Below are 14,265 nucleotides of genomic sequence, written 5' to 3' on the forward strand. Positions count from 1 at the left end.
CGGAAACGACCCGTACGCGCGCGTGGACCTTGTTTTCAGCTCGCGTCGTCCTCGTGCCAGCCGAAGCTCTTCTCCACCGCCTTGCGCCAGTTGTGGTACTCGCGGTCGCGGACGGAGGCCTCCATGGCCGGCGTCCACTCGACGTCCTTCTGCCAGTGCGACTTGAGCTCGTCGAGGTCGTTCCACACCCCGGTCGCGAGCCCGGCGGCGTACGCGGCTCCCAGACAGGTCGTCTCGGAGACCTTGGGCCGGATCACCGGCGCGTCGAGGACGTCCGCCTGGTGCTGCATCAGCAGGTTGTTCTTGGTCATGCCGCCGTCGACCTTGAGGGTCGTGATGTGCACCCCCGAGTCCTGGAACATGGCGTCCACCACTTCCCGCGTCTGCCAGCTCGTCGCCTCCAGGACCGCGCGCGCGAGATGGGCCTTCGTGACGTACCGCGTCAACCCGGTGATGACGCCGCGCGCGTCGGAGCGCCAGTAGGGCGCGAACAGACCGGAGAACGCGGGCACGATGTACGCCCCGCCGTTGTCGTCGACGCTTGCCGCCAGGGTCTCGATCTCATCGGCGGTACGGATGATGCCGAGTTGGTCGCGGAACCACTGCACCAGGGCGCCGGTGATCGCGATCGACCCCTCCAGGCAGTACACCGGCGCCTCACCGCCGATCTTGTACCCCATGGTGGTGAGCAGCCCGCTCTTCGACGGCACGGGCCGGTTCCCGGTGTTGAGCAGCAGGAAGCTGCCGGTGCCGTAGGTGTTCTTCGCGGTGCCCACGTCGTAGCAGGCCTGTCCGAACACCGCAGCCTGCTGGTCGCCGAGCGCCGACGCGACGGGAACACCCGCGAGCTGGCCCACGGCGGTGCCGTACACCTCGGCGGAGGACCTGATCTCCGGAAGGACCGCCTGCGGGACGTTCATCGCCGAGAGGATCGATGGGTCCCACTGCAGGGTCTCCAGGTTCATCAGCATGGTGCGCCCGGCGTTGGTGACGTCGGTGACGTGCCGGCCGCCGTCGACGCCACCGGTCAGGTTCCAGATCAGCCAGGAGTCGATCGTGCCGAAGGCGATCTCGCCGCGCTCGGCTCGGGCCCTGAGCCCCGGCACGTTGTCGAGCAGCCAGGCGGCCTTCGGACCGGAGAAATAGCTCGCCAGGGGCAGACCGGTCTGCTCACGGAAACGATCCTGCCCGTCCGAGCCGCCGAGTTCGTTGCAGAGCGCGGAGGTACGGGTGTCCTGCCAGACGATCGCATTGTGCACGGGTTTGCCCGTGGCGCGGTCCCACAGCACCGTCGTCTCACGCTGGTTGGTGATACCGAGCGCGCTGACCTGGTCCGCGCGCAGGCCCGCCTTGGCGATCGCCCCGGCGACCACCGCCTGCACCTTCGACCAGATCTCGGTCGCGTCGTGCTCCACCCAGCCCGGCTTGGGGAAGATCTGGCGGTGTTCCCGCTGGTCGACGGCGACGATCGCGCCGTTCCGGTCGAAGATGATGCAACGGCTCGAGGTGGTGCCCTGGTCGATGGCGGCGACGTACTTCTGGGCGTTGTCCGGCATGACATCCCCTCACGTCTTACGTCGGTTGCGTCAGAAGGCTGCGTTGTAGACGAGGCCCGCGAGAACTCCGCCGACCAGTGGGCCGATGACCGGGATCCAGGCGTAACCCCAGTCGGAGGTGCCCTTGTTCGGGATCGGCAGGAACGTGTGCACGATGCGCGGGCCGAGGTCGCGCGCCGGGTTGATCGCGTAGCCGGTGGGCCCGCCGAGGGAGAGACCGATGCCGACCACCAGGAACGACACCAGCAGGATCGAGATGCCGGAGCCGTAGATTCCGGCCTCTTCGCCGGGGATCTGGCCGATGCCGATGCCCGTGTTCCGTCCGAAGGCGAGGATCGGCAGGACCAGGGCGATCGTCGCGATGATCTCGGTGATCAGGTTGGCGACCGGGTTCCGGATCTCCGGGATGGTGGAGAAGATTCCGAGGGTCGGCGTCGGCTCCTCCGCCGTACCCTCCGTGGTGCCCTGCTCGCGGATGTTCGCCTGGAACTGCGCGAGATAGACCAGGTAGGCGAGGACCGCGCCGAGCATCGCGCCCACCATCTGGCCCAGTAGATAGACCCAGACCTTGTCCCACGTCTCCGTGTCGACCGCGATGCCGATGGTCACCGCCGGGTTGAGGTGCCCGCCCGACAGGGGAGCGGCGGTGTAGGCGCCCGCCAACACGGCGAAGCCCCAGCCGAACGCGATGACGATCCAGCCCGATGCCCTCGACTTCGAGAACCTGAGCGTGACGGCGGCGCACACACCGGCGCCGAAAAGAATCAGGATCGCCGTACCGATGACCTCACCGACGAATATGTCTCCGTTGCTCATGGCGGCTCCTAGGCCCCGGCCCGGAGTGATCGACCCCGGACCTACCGTGCAGGGTGCGTTCCCATGGCTACTTCAGCCGAGGGCAGGGAGGGTCCCGCGCCCCGCCCGGCGTCCGTGACGAGCGTGCCGTCGCAGCCGAATCGCCCGTGGGGGATGGCTCGTTGCGCAGGCGGGAAGCCCGAGCGGCGCAGTGCACAAAGACGCCCGAATGCGGCGATGCCGACCGACACCGGAAGTGTTCACCGGCACTCCGGGGGCGTCAAGAACACGGACGACAACGGTTGGCGGCGGCTACGGGGCGCACACGCCCGCGCGATGGCGGACCCGGGCTTGTGAAGGGGCAGCGCAGGGCCGAGTGTTCGCATGGGGAGAGGGCTTTCCACGTTGTCCCGCCTCGCAGACCTGCCGTTCTACGAATTCGCTGGCCGTCCCCGCCCTGCCGTCCACGAAGCCGCTGGCCGTCCCCGCCCGGGTCCCACGGTCTGGGAGCCCCGCCGGATCTCGTGCCCCGGCGCCCCGGCCCGCCCAAGCCCCCAACTGGCCGCGCCCAGCGCCTTCGCCGCCTTCTTGAGCGGGGTCAGGCACGCGACGGCCTGCCGGTGGTCCGGGACGCTGCCGGGCGCGCACAGAACGGTCGCCGGCGAGAGCGTGACGGCATGTCCGCCTCCGGACCGGGGAGTGTCGAGCACCGCTCCGGCTAGCGGATCGAACCCCTCCGGTTCGGCGAGGAACAGGAAGTCGTCCCGCCGATGTGTCCCACCCGGGTCTCACCGGCCGCAGCTTGCCGCAACGCCCGTCCCACCGACCGGGTCAGCTCGCCCCCGGCTGCGAACCGCGCCCCGTCGTTGACGGTCAGCGGATTGAGCCCCGCCGCCTTGCCCCGGCTCTCCGCGAGCACCCGCAGCAGATCCGCGGACCGTACGACGCCCCCGCACCGCCCGAACCGGTCAACGGCTGCGACATCGTCGGACGTACGGTCCCGGTCGCCGCCCCACACCTCGCCCGCGGACGCGGTGGCGGGCAGCAGGGCGGCCGGCCGCAGAAACTGTCGCACCGACGGCCCGGAGACCGGCGTCGAGACCCTGGGGGAGCTGCGGAACGTACACCTCCGCAGCAGGCGGCCGCGCGGGCGGCGCGTACAACTCGCTCTGCGCCAACGGGGCGCCCACCATCCCCGCGGCCGGCCTGCCGCCGAGTTCGGTATCCCGGCGGGCCTCGGCCGGCAGGTCACCGGCCTCCGGGCGCGCGAGTATCACCTACGCCGAGTCACAGTTGACCAGCCCCGTCACCGAACCGCGATCACCGCCGATCCATGCCCGAACAGCCCCTGATTCGCACTGATCCCCACGTGCGCCCCCGCAACCTGCCGGTCACCCGCTGCCCCCCGCAACTGCCGAACCAGCTCGCACACCTGGGCGATCGCCTGCGCGGGCACCGCCTCCCCGAAAGAGGCCAGCCCTCCGCTCACATTCACGGGTATGCGTCCGCCCAGTGCGGTCACACCGTCCCGGAGCAGCTTCGCGGCCTCTCCCTCGCCGCACAGCCCCAGGTCCTCGTACCATTGCAACTCCAGCGCCGTGGACAGGTCGTAGACCTCGGCGAGCGACAGGTCGTCGGGCCCGATGCCCGCCTCCTCGTAGGCGGCCCGCGCGATCGATTCCCGGAACGTCTCCGCCGCGGACTCCACCGCCACCGCGGAGTCCGTCGCGATGTCCGGCAGATCCAGCATGGTGTTGGGATAGCGGGGCGTCACCGTGGACACCGCACGTATCCGCACGGGCTCGGTCACACCGCGGCGCCGCGCGAACTCCATGCTGGACAGCACGAGCGCCGCACCACCGTCCGAGGTCGCACAGATGTCCAGCAGTCGCAGTGGATCCGCGACGACGGCGGAGGACGCGACCTCCTCGGCGGTGACCCGCTTGCGGTACCGGGCGTACGGGTTGAGGGCCCCCAGCGCGGAGTTCTTCACCTTGACCCGGGCGAAATCCTCCGGCGTGTCCCCGTGCACCGCCATCCGCCGCCGCGCGTACAGCCCGAAGTACGTCGGATTGGTCGCCCCGAGGACTCGGAACCGCAGCCAGTCCGGATCGTCGGGCCGTTCTCCGCCGGCGGGCCGGAAGAACCCCTTCGGCGCCGAGTCCGCGCCCACCACGAGCACGACGTCCGCGAGGCCGCCGAGGATCTGGGCCCGCGCGGTGCCCACCGCCTGCGCCCCGGACGCGCAGGCCGCGTACACACTCGTGACCCGCGCCCCCTGCCAGCCCAGCGCCTTCGCGAAGGTCGCCCCCGCCACATACCCGGGATAGCCGCCACGCACGGTGTCCGCGCCGACGATCGAGCCGACCTCCCGCCAGTCGACCCCCGCGTCGTCCAGCGCCGCACGTGCGGCCACCGTCCCGTACTCGACGAAACTCCTTCCCCACTTGCCCCACGGGTGCATGCCCGCGCCGAGCACCGCCACCTCACCCGTCATGTCGCCACCCCCGTCGGCCGCCAGTGCCACGTCGTCCAGGTCGTCTCCGCGTCCTCGTGCAGCACACCGGGGACGACCTCCACCTCCATGCCCACCGTCAGATCGGCGACGGTGACCCCGGGAACGGTCTGTCCCAGCACCACGAGGCGCTCTGCGGCCAGTTCCACAGCGATCAACGCGTACGGCTCCCACGGAAGTTCCGGATCGGACACGTACGGTGACGGTGGCCGGTACCGGCCATCGGTGTACGACCACACGCGGCCACGCCGCGACAGCGGCACTTCTCGCAACTCACCGCCCGGGCAAGCCGGATTGCGGCAGCAGATGTCCTCGCGCGGGAAGAACACCGAGGCACATGCCGAACAACGCGTGCCGAGCAGACGGAAGTCGTCGCCCTCCCCGGTGAACCAACCGGCGATCACAGGTGTGCGACTACGCGACAAAGCCCCTCCCCGGCAGAAGATCTGATGCTTCGTCAGAAGTTTGTCACGGGCAACTTGAATTGGGCAGACCCCCGGAGAACCAACAGGCCCCTGTCGGCGTCGGAGTATCGGAGGGACGGCCGGGGCTCACGGGGGTGGTTCCGGCCGTCCCTCACCCCGCATCGAACACCCGCATCGAACGCCGGATGCGTTGGCGCATTGAGTCGCCCCGGTAAGACGACCAGCAGATGATCGGATACAGTCCGCCGCGTGTCCGCGAACCAACACTCAACCGCCAAATCCGCACCGGACTCGCATTGTTCGAGTTGCGGAGCGCCCTACGGAGAGGGCGTTTCCGGCTGGCCCCGCACTTGCGAGGCCTGCCACACAGTGGCCTACCGCAATCCGCTTCCTGTCGCGGTGGCCCTCCAGCCCGTGTACGACACCAAGGGCACGGCCCTTGTCGTGATCACACGGACCATCGCTCCCGCGCGCGGGGGCACCGCCCTTCCGGGCGGGTTCATCGACCACCGGGAGGACTGGCGGCACGCCGTCGTCCGTGAGCTCAAGGAGGAGACGGGCATCTGCGCGGCCGACCGCGACGTCCGCCTCGCCGACGCCATGAGCTCACCCGACGGCCACCTGCTGCTGTTCGGGCTGCTCCCCGAGAGCCCGGCCGCCAACCTGCCACCGCCCGTCGAGACGGACGAGACGGAGGGCTGGCACCTGCTGCGCCGTCCGACCGAACTCGCTTTCCCGCTGCACACCCTGGCCGTGCAGGCGTTCTTCGACGGCCGATACGTCTGAGCCGAAACCGGGCTCACTCCCGGTCGAGCCCCCGGATCCGTACCGGATACGCGGGCTCGACCGGACCCTCCTCCCCGTCCCGCTCCACGACCACACGCCGGCCCTGCCAGCGTGTCGTGTACCGCTCGACCTCAGGCTCGTCCCAGCCGTCGCCCGCGTCCGGCACCACGAGCCCGCCCCCCGTCTGCCCTCGCACGGGTGCCCACACCTCCAACTCCAGGCCGCCGTCGGCACCCCGGACCGGCAACACGGCACCCGCGCGCGCGAGAACGGGGATCCGCGACAACGGGGCTTCGATCAGCACCTGGCCGGGCCCCTGATACGCCCTCTCGGTCACCGTGTCGTACCAACGCCCCCGCGGCAGCTGCACCGCACGCCGATCAGCACCCGGGTCCAGCACAGGCGCCACCAGAAGACAGTCACCCAACAGGAAGGCGTCCTCGCAGTCACGAAGAGCCCTGTCCTCGGGTGTGCCCCACCAGATCGGGCGGACATACGGCGCTCCGGTGCGACGCGCCAAATGGGCCAGCGTCATGAAGTACGGCAGCAGCCGCCGCCGTTCGACGAGCGCCACGCGCGCGTGCTCGACGATCTCGCCCCCGAACTCCCACGGCTCCCGGCGCCCCGCCCGCAGACTCGCGTGCGTACGGAACAGCGGCAGATACGCGCCGAGCTGGAACCACCGCAGATACAGCTCCGGCGACGGACTCCCGTCGAACCCGCCCACATCGGGACCCGAGTACGGCACCCCGCACAACCCGAGCCCCAACACCAGCGACAACGATGCCCTCAGCCCCGGCCAGCCCGTCGCCACGTCCCCGGACCACGTGCCTCCGTAGCGCTGCATCCCGGCCCACCCGGAGCGGGAGAAGACGAACGGCCGTCCCTGAGGCGCCAATTCTCGCAGCCCCTCGTACGCGGCACGCGCCATGCACAGCGCGTACACGTTGTGCGCCTCGCGATGGTCACCACCACGGCCTTCCAGGTCGTGCCGGGCCGACCGGGGCAGCGTGTTCTCCCCGAACGCCGTGAACGACGTCGGTTCGTTCATGTCGTGCCAGAACCCGGCGAACCCCTGCGCGAGCCGCTCCTCGTAGAAACCGCCCCACCACGCGCGCGTACGCGCACGCGTGAAGTCCGGAAAGACCGACTCCCCGGGCCACACCACGCCCTCCACGACCCGCCCGGTCGCGTCCCGCACGAACGTGTCCTCGGCCGAACCGCTGTCGTACACCGCGTTGCCCGGCTGCGCCCTGACCGCCGCGTCGACGATCGACACCAGCCGGATCCCGTCGCGGCGCAGCTCGTCAGCGAGGTCCGGCAGCTTCGGGAAACGCTCCGGGTCGACCGTGAACACCTGGTGGGCGTCGAAGTGGTCGATGTCCAGGTGAACCGCGTCGAGCGGCAGCCCATGCTCCCGGTAGCCCGCGACGACCCGACGCACCTCCTGCTCGCTCCCGAAGCCCCACCGCGCGTGATGGTGCCCCAGCGCCCAGGCGGGCGGCAGCGCCGGCGGCCCCGTGAGCGCGGCCCAGGCGTGCAGCACGCGCGCGGGAGTGCCCACGATCACCCAGCAGCGCAGTGGACCGCCGTCCATCCGCAGCTCGGACGTGCCGGCCCGGTCATGCCCCGACCCGGCGCCCTCCTCGCCCTCCCGCAGCGTCACCGTGCCGTCCCAGGTGGTGTCGTGGAACACCAGATGCGTCGCCGCGTCGGCCACCACCATCTGCACCGGCATCGTGACGTACAACGGATCGTCGCCGGGTGCGAACGCATGACCGGGGTCCGTGTTCCACAGCCGATACGTTCCGTCACGCAGCCGCGGCCCGGCCGCCCGCCCACCGAGACCGAAGAACCGCGCGTCCGCGCCCACCTCGGAGCGCTGCGTCCATCGCGCCTCGCCCCCGCCGACCGGCTCCCACCACCGCGGCGGCAGATCACGGCGCAGAGTCACTCCACCGGGCGTACGCACCTCCACGGCGCCGTGCCGCGACACCACGACCGTCACCCGCTCGGCCACGACCCGCCAGCCACCGTCCTTGTCCGGCTCCAGAACGGCCCGCGGATCCGGCTCCGGGCACCGACCCGCCAGCGCGTACGACGGCTCCGGCCCGGCCCCGTCCCAGCCCCAGAAAACAGCCCCGTTCACATCGACGGTGACCCGCAACTCGGACCGGCCGAACCGGACCGTCCCACCGCCGGGCCCCGGCTCCACGTCCTCCACCGGTCCGGGCACCCGCGCGCGCTCGGCACCCCGCCCCGGCAACCCGGCGGCGTCGGCACGCCTCCTCCGCCACGCGGCCCGCACGGTGCGCAGCCCTTGAGCAGCCCCCGCCGAACCGATCGCCTTCACCGAACGCACCAGGTCACGACCGTCCATGCCGCTCACCCTGCCATTGACCGGCCCGTTTGTGTGAGCCGTTCAACTTCCGTTCACCCGTGGTGCCGCCACACCTTCACGTCGTGGACCATCTGCGCCGCACCCTGGTGCGGAAGTCGATCACATGGCATCGTCCGTGTCAGCCACGCACACCCCAGCCCGTGCCCGCCCGACGCACACCACGCGCACAGTCCGGGAGCCGCCCCATGACCTCAGCGAACCCCTCACCGCTCTGGCAACCCGACCCGCAACGCATCGCCCGGGCACAGATCACCGCATTCCAGTCCTGGGCGGCCGAGCACCACGGAGCCCCCGCCGAGGGTGGATACCCGGCCCTGCACCGCTGGTCCGTCGACAAACTCGAGACGTTCTGGAAGGCCGTCACGGAGTGGTTCGACGTACGGTTTTCCACCCCCTACGCGCGCGTGCTCGGCGACCGCTCCATGCCCGGCGCCCAGTGGTTCACCGGAGCCACCCTCAACTACGCCGAACACGCCCTCCGCGCGGCCGACACCCGCGCCGACGAACCCGCGCTGCTGCACGTCGACGAGACCCACGAACCACGCCCGGTGACCTGGGCCGAGCTCCGCCGCCAAGTAGGCTCCCTCGCCGCCGAACTGCGCACCCTGGGCGTTCGCCCAGGAGACCGAGTAAGCGGTTACCTCCCGAACATCCCCGAGGCCGTCGTCGCCCTCCTCGCCACAGCGGCCGTCGGCGGAGTCTGGACGTCCTGCGCACCCGACTTCGGCGCCCGCAGCGTCCTCGACCGCTTCCAACAGGTCGAACCGGTCCTCCTGTTCACCGTCGACGGCTACCGCTACGGCGGCAAGGAACACGACCGCCGCGACATCGTCGCCGAACTCCGCCGCGAACTGCCCACCCTGCGCGCCGTCGTACACATCCCGCTGCTCGGCACCGAGGCCCCCGAGGGCGCCCTGGAATGGGCCGCCCTGATCTCCGCCGACATGGACCCGACATTCGAACAGGTCCCGTTCGAACATCCCCTGTGGGTGCTCTACTCCTCCGGCACGACCGGCCTCCCCAAGGCCATCGTCCAGTCCCAGGGCGGCATCCTGGTCGAGCACCTCAAACAACTCGGCCTGCATTGCGACCTCGGCCCCGAGGACCGCTTCTTCTGGTACACCTCCACCGGCTGGATGATGTGGAACTTCCTCGTCTCCGGCCTCCTCACCGGCACCACGGTCGTCCTGTACGACGGCAGCCCCGGATACCCGGACACCGGCGCCCAGTGGCGCGTCGCCGAACGCACCGGCGCCACCCTCTACGGCACTTCCGCCGCGTACGTCATGGCCTGCCGCAAGGCCGGCATCCACCCCGGCCGCGACTACGACCTCTCCCGCGTCCAGTGCGTCGGCACCACAGGCTCCCCACTCCCGCCCGACGGCTTCCGCTGGCTCCACGACGAGGTTCGCGACGACCTCTGGATCGCCTCCGTCAGCGGCGGAACCGACGTCTGCTCCTGCTTTGCCGGAGCCGTACCCACACTCCCGGTCCACATCGGCGAACTCCAGGCTCCCAGCCTCGGCACCGACCTCCAGTCCTGGGACCCAAGCGGCAAGCCCCTCATCGACGAGGTCGGCGAACTCGTGGTCACCAACCCCATGCCGTCCATGCCGATCCACTTCTGGAACGACCCCGACGGCAGCCGCTACCACGACAGCTACTTCGACACCTACCCCGGCGTCTGGCGCCACGGCGACTGGATCACCCTCACCTCCCGCGGCTCCGTCGTCATCCACGGCCGCTCCGACTCCACACTCAACCGCCAAGGCGTCCGCATGGGTTCGGCCGACATCTACGAGGTCGTCGAACGACTCCCGGAAATCAAGGAATCCCTCGTCATCGGCATCGAACAGCCCGACGGCGGCTACTGGATGCCCCTCTTCGTGCACCTCGCCCCCGGCGCCGTCCTCGACGAGGCCCTCCTGAACCGCATCAAGCAGACCATCCGCGAACAACTCTCCCCACGCCACGTCCCCGACGAGGTCATCGAAGTCCCCGGAGTTCCGCACACCCTCACCGGCAAACGCATCGAGGTCCCCGTCAAGCGCCTCCTCCAAGGCGCCCCCATGGAGAAGGCGGTCAACCCCGGCTCCATCGACAACCTCGAGCTCCTGCGCTTCTACGAGGAACTGGCCCGCAAACGAGCCTGATCCCCCGGCAGGCAGGCGTTGTCAGTGCCGCCCGTTACTGTGAGTGAGCATTGATCAACTGCGCGCACAGGGGGAAACATGGCACACACCAGCCACCAGAGCATGCGACGGGTCCTGCGCCGGGAAATCGCGGGCACCATCGGCCTGTTGGCCGACGAGCACGACTTCACCGCGATGCGGCGCTACCGAAGTTTCACCTTCGACGACCACACCACCTATCTCCAACAAGTGGAAGCCCTGCTCAGGACACTCGCCGCGCAGGGCAACCACACCACGGTCGCCCTCTTCGACCCGGAGGAGTACGCGGAGTTCTGCACCGACACCGGCCTCGACCCCGACGCCCCGTCCAGCCGCACCCGCTTCACCGCCGAGCTGGCGACCACCGGCGCCATCGTCCTGTACGAAGGCCAGCCCCTCACCGAACTCGTCCCCGAGCTGATCGACGAAGCCGTCCGCCAAGCCACCTGGGAGTACGCCACCACGCTCCTCGCCCAGATCGGCAACTGCGCCTCCTGCGGCGAAGACATCGGACGTGCGGCCTTCACCCGCGCCATGGAACTACTCACCCGCATCCTCGACACCGCCGATCCTGGCGAACGCCACATCGTGTGCAGCGTCTCGGCCAAACCCCAAGCACTCGTCGCGGTCCTCCGCGCGGACCAGAATCCCGACGGAGCACCTCAGCTCGACGAGTCCGAAGCCCTGGAGTTCGCCACAGTCCTGGCCGTGGGGTTGGCAACCCGAAGCCCCGGCGGACTCGTCATGCGCACCAGCGCCCCGGACACGACCGACCGCGTTTACGGCTGGCGTCTGCGCGGCGATGACCTCGCACCCCTCACCGCAGGAGAGGTCTTCGACGCGTACTGCACCGACGTGGAATCCGGAGACCTCGTCTCCCCGGAATCCGGCGTCGACTACTGCACCCCACCCGACCTCGGAGACGACTACGGCCAAGGAGGCGCCGCCACGGACGGACACACCCACTGAACAAGCGAGGGGCGCCCCACCCACAGGTGGAGCGCCCCTCGACAACAACCGATCGCGGCGACGCTACTCGCCCGACAGCACCGCCTGCGCCGCGCTGCGTGCCTCCTCGGCACTGTCCGCCGCACGCGCGGCAGCCGCGGCACGCTCACACTGCGCCAGTGTGTACTTCGCCAGCGTCGCGCGCACATACGGAAGCGACGCCGCCCCCATGGACAGGGAGGTGACACCCAGACCGGTCAGCACACACGCCAGCAGCGGATCCGAAGCCGCCTCGCCACACACGCCACAGCTCTTGCCCTCAGCGTTCGCCGCCTCGGCGGACAGCGCGACCAGGTCGAGCAGTGCGGGCTGCCACGGGTCCTGCAGCCGAGACACCGCGCCCACCTGCCGGTCGGCCGCGAACGTGTACTGCGCGAGGTCATTGGTCCCCAGCGACAGGAACTCGACCTCCTGCAGGATCGAACGCGCCCGCAAAGCCGCCGACGGGATCTCCACCATGGCCCCGAACTTGGCCTGCAGCCCCGCCTCACGACATGCGTCGGCGAACGCCTTCGCATCCATGCGGTCCGCGACCATCGGCGCCATGACCTCGAGGTAGACCGGCAGCCCGTCCGCGGCCTTCGCGAGCGCCGTCAGCTGTGTCCGCAGCACCTCAGGATGGTCGAGCAGCGTCCGCAGCCCTCGCACGCCCAGCGCGGGGTTCGGCTCATCGGCCGGTGTCAGGAAGTCCAGCGGCTTGTCGGCGCCGGCGTCGAGCACCCGCACGACCACACGCCCCTCGGGGAATGCCTCCAGTACCTGACGGTAAGCCTTGACCTGCTTCTCCTCGGACGGCGCCTGCTTGCTGTCGTCCAGGAAGAGGAACTCGGTACGGAACAGACCGACACCCTCGGCCCCTGCCTCCACCGCCGCCGGCACGTCCCCAGGACCGCCCACATTGGCCAGCAACGGCACCTTGTGCCCGTCGGAGGTCGCCCCCGGCCCGCTGGAAGCGGCCAGCGCCGCCTTCCGCTCCGCCGCGGCAGCCTCCAATTCCGCCTTCTTCTCCGCACTGGGGTTCACGAAAATCTCACCGGTGCTGCCGTCCACGGCGATCACCGTGCCCTCGGCGAGCTCCCCGGCCCCTGGCAGCGCCACCACGGCCGGCACCCCGAGCGCCCGCGCCAGGATCGCGCTGTGACTGGTCGGTCCACCTTCCTCAGTGACGAAGCCGAGGACGAGGGTGGGGTCGAGCAGCGCCGTGTCCGCCGGCGCCAGATCACGAGCAATGAGTACGTAAGGCTCGTCGCTGTCCGGCACCCCTGGCATCGGAACGCCGAGCAGCCGGGCGACGATACGATTCCGCACGTCATCGAGGTCGGCCACGCGACCCGCAAGGTACTCACCAGCCCCCGCCAGCAGAGCGCGGTAGGCGGCGAACGCGTCGTAGACCGCGCGCTCCGCCGTGCTCCCCACGGCGATACGGCGCTCCACATCAGCCATCAGCTCGGGGTCCTGGGCCATCAAGGCCTGGGCTTCCAGTACGGCCTGGGCCTCGCCCCCCGCCAGATTGCCGCGCGCTATCAGATCGGCCGCCACAGCGTCCACCGCCTTGCGGGCACGCCCCTGCTCGCGCTCCGCTTCCTCAGCCGGGATCTGCTTGGCAGGCGGCTCCAGTACCGCCGTTCCCATGTGCCGAACCTCGCCGATCGCCACACCGTGGCTCACACCGACGCCTCGCAGCGTTGTCTCCATCTCACCCGTCTCCGATAGTGCGGCGGGTCCCGCCGCCGCGGTGGTTGTGGAACTGACCGTCCGGTACCGCCCTGACGTCACTGCCAGCCGAAGAGCGTGTCGCCGGCCTTCACATCGCCGTCCTGGCGGAGATCGGAAAGAGCGTCGGCCGTGGCTTCGAGAGCTACGACGGGGCAGATCGGCGACTTGCCAGCGGCCTCGACAGCGGCGGGGTCCCAGCGCACCACGGCCTGGCCGCGCGTGACGGTGTCCCCCTTGTTGACCAGCAGCTCGAATCCCTCACCGTTCAGCTGCACGGTGTCGATACCGAGGTGCGTCAGTACACCGTGTCCCTCATCGTCGACCACGACGAAAGCGTGCGGGTGCAGCGAAACGATGACTCCGTCCACGGGGGCAACGGCCTCGGATGCCTCATCACGCGCGGGATCGATCGCCGTACCGGGGCCGACCATCGCTCCCGAGAACACGGGATCCGGTACGGCGGCCAGTCCGATGGCACGTCCTGCAAGCGGCGACGTCACGGTGGTCATGGGAAGCCTCCCAGGGGTGGAGATTCATATGGGCCGTCACTGTTGTCCCAGGCGGCGCACTGTGGAGCAGCGTATGTCATACGAACTGCCGGTTCCGCATGAGACGTACGGGTTGGAGGGCCGTCGAGCGAGGCCGAATCGGTTTGCACGCGCTCCGGGGACCGCTGTAGAGTTGCAGTCCTGCTCGAGGCCGAGCGGCGCAACTGAGCGTCCTGCCCCAGCAGCACCCAACTTGTCAGATCCTATCTCGGGGTCCGCTTCTGCATATCTGCGGGAGAGTGGTCAGAGAGTCGGAAAAACACTGATAGAGTCGGGAACGCAAGACCGAAGGGAAGCGCCCGGAGGAAAGCCCGAGAAGATGCTCGGGTGAGTACAAAGGAAGC

10 protein-coding genes and 1 pseudogene are annotated in these 14,265 nt (G+C 69.8%); 3 read left to right on the forward strand and 8 right to left on the reverse strand.

Features of this window, described 5'->3' with window-relative positions; all coding sequences use genetic code 11:
- Positions 1-35 precede the first annotated feature (35 nt).
- The 5 genes and pseudogenes from glpK to F3T56_RS27480 all read right to left on the reverse strand — a co-directional run bounded on the left by glpK (position 36) and on the right by F3T56_RS27480 (position 5,270).
- Complete coding sequence (gene glpK, locus F3T56_RS27460; RefSeq protein ID WP_149828048.1) at positions 36-1,556, reverse strand: glycerol kinase GlpK; 1,521 nt, start codon at positions 1,554-1,556, stop codon at positions 36-38.
- Positions 1,557-1,586: 30 nt separating this feature from the next.
- On the reverse strand, positions 1,587-2,372 hold the full coding sequence (locus tag F3T56_RS27465) for an MIP/aquaporin family protein (protein WP_149828049.1): 786 nt from the start codon (positions 2,370-2,372) through the stop codon (positions 1,587-1,589).
- 410 nt (positions 2,373-2,782) lie between these two features.
- Positions 2,783-3,553, reverse strand: a pseudogene (locus F3T56_RS27470) (diguanylate cyclase); the annotation flags it as partial.
- 104 nt (positions 3,554-3,657) lie between these two features.
- On the reverse strand, positions 3,658-4,848 hold the full coding sequence (locus F3T56_RS27475; RefSeq protein WP_149828050.1) for a lipid-transfer protein: 1,191 nt from the start codon (positions 4,846-4,848) through the stop codon (positions 3,658-3,660).
- Positions 4,845-5,270 (reverse strand): Zn-ribbon domain-containing OB-fold protein, encoded by a 426-nt coding sequence (locus F3T56_RS27480; RefSeq protein ID WP_149828059.1) that lies wholly within the window; start codon positions 5,268-5,270, stop codon positions 4,845-4,847. The genes F3T56_RS27475 and F3T56_RS27480 overlap by 4 nt, the downstream gene beginning before the upstream one ends.
- A 270-nt stretch (positions 5,271-5,540) precedes the next feature.
- Between F3T56_RS27480 and F3T56_RS27485 the strand changes: the two genes are divergently transcribed.
- On the forward strand, positions 5,541-6,077 hold the full coding sequence (locus F3T56_RS27485) for an NUDIX domain-containing protein (RefSeq protein WP_149828051.1): 537 nt from the start codon (positions 5,541-5,543) through the stop codon (positions 6,075-6,077).
- Positions 6,078-6,090: 13 nt separating this feature from the next.
- Here the strand turns inward: F3T56_RS27485 and F3T56_RS27490 are convergent, their stop codons facing one another.
- Positions 6,091-8,457, reverse strand: coding sequence for a glycoside hydrolase family 31 protein (locus F3T56_RS27490; RefSeq protein ID WP_149828052.1), 2,367 nt, complete (start codon positions 8,455-8,457; stop codon positions 6,091-6,093).
- A 206-nt stretch (positions 8,458-8,663) separates the two neighbouring features.
- Here F3T56_RS27490 and F3T56_RS27495 point away from each other — a divergent pair, with 206 nt between their 5' ends.
- Both F3T56_RS27495 and F3T56_RS27500 read left to right on the forward strand, forming a co-directional pair.
- A complete protein-coding gene (locus F3T56_RS27495) occupies positions 8,664-10,631 on the forward strand; it encodes an acetoacetate--CoA ligase (RefSeq protein WP_149828053.1) in 1,968 nt (655 codons plus the stop codon).
- Positions 10,632-10,709: 78 nt separating this feature from the next.
- Positions 10,710-11,618, forward strand: coding sequence for a hypothetical protein (locus F3T56_RS27500; protein ID WP_149828054.1), 909 nt, complete (start codon positions 10,710-10,712; stop codon positions 11,616-11,618).
- Positions 11,619-11,681: 63 nt separating this feature from the next.
- On the opposite strand, the gene ptsP is transcribed toward F3T56_RS27500, so the two are convergent.
- Complete coding sequence (gene ptsP / locus F3T56_RS27505) at positions 11,682-13,352, reverse strand: phosphoenolpyruvate--protein phosphotransferase (protein ID WP_149828055.1); 1,671 nt, start codon at positions 13,350-13,352, stop codon at positions 11,682-11,684.
- A gap of 77 nt (positions 13,353-13,429) precedes the next feature.
- On the reverse strand, positions 13,430-13,882 hold the full coding sequence (locus F3T56_RS27510; RefSeq protein WP_149828056.1) for a PTS sugar transporter subunit IIA: 453 nt from the start codon (positions 13,880-13,882) through the stop codon (positions 13,430-13,432).
- Positions 13,883-14,265 lie beyond the last annotated feature (383 nt).

Source organism: Streptomyces tailanensis (genome assembly GCF_008386495.1).
GTDB classification, from domain to species: Bacteria; Actinomycetota; Actinomycetes; order Streptomycetales; family Streptomycetaceae; genus Streptomyces; species Streptomyces tailanensis.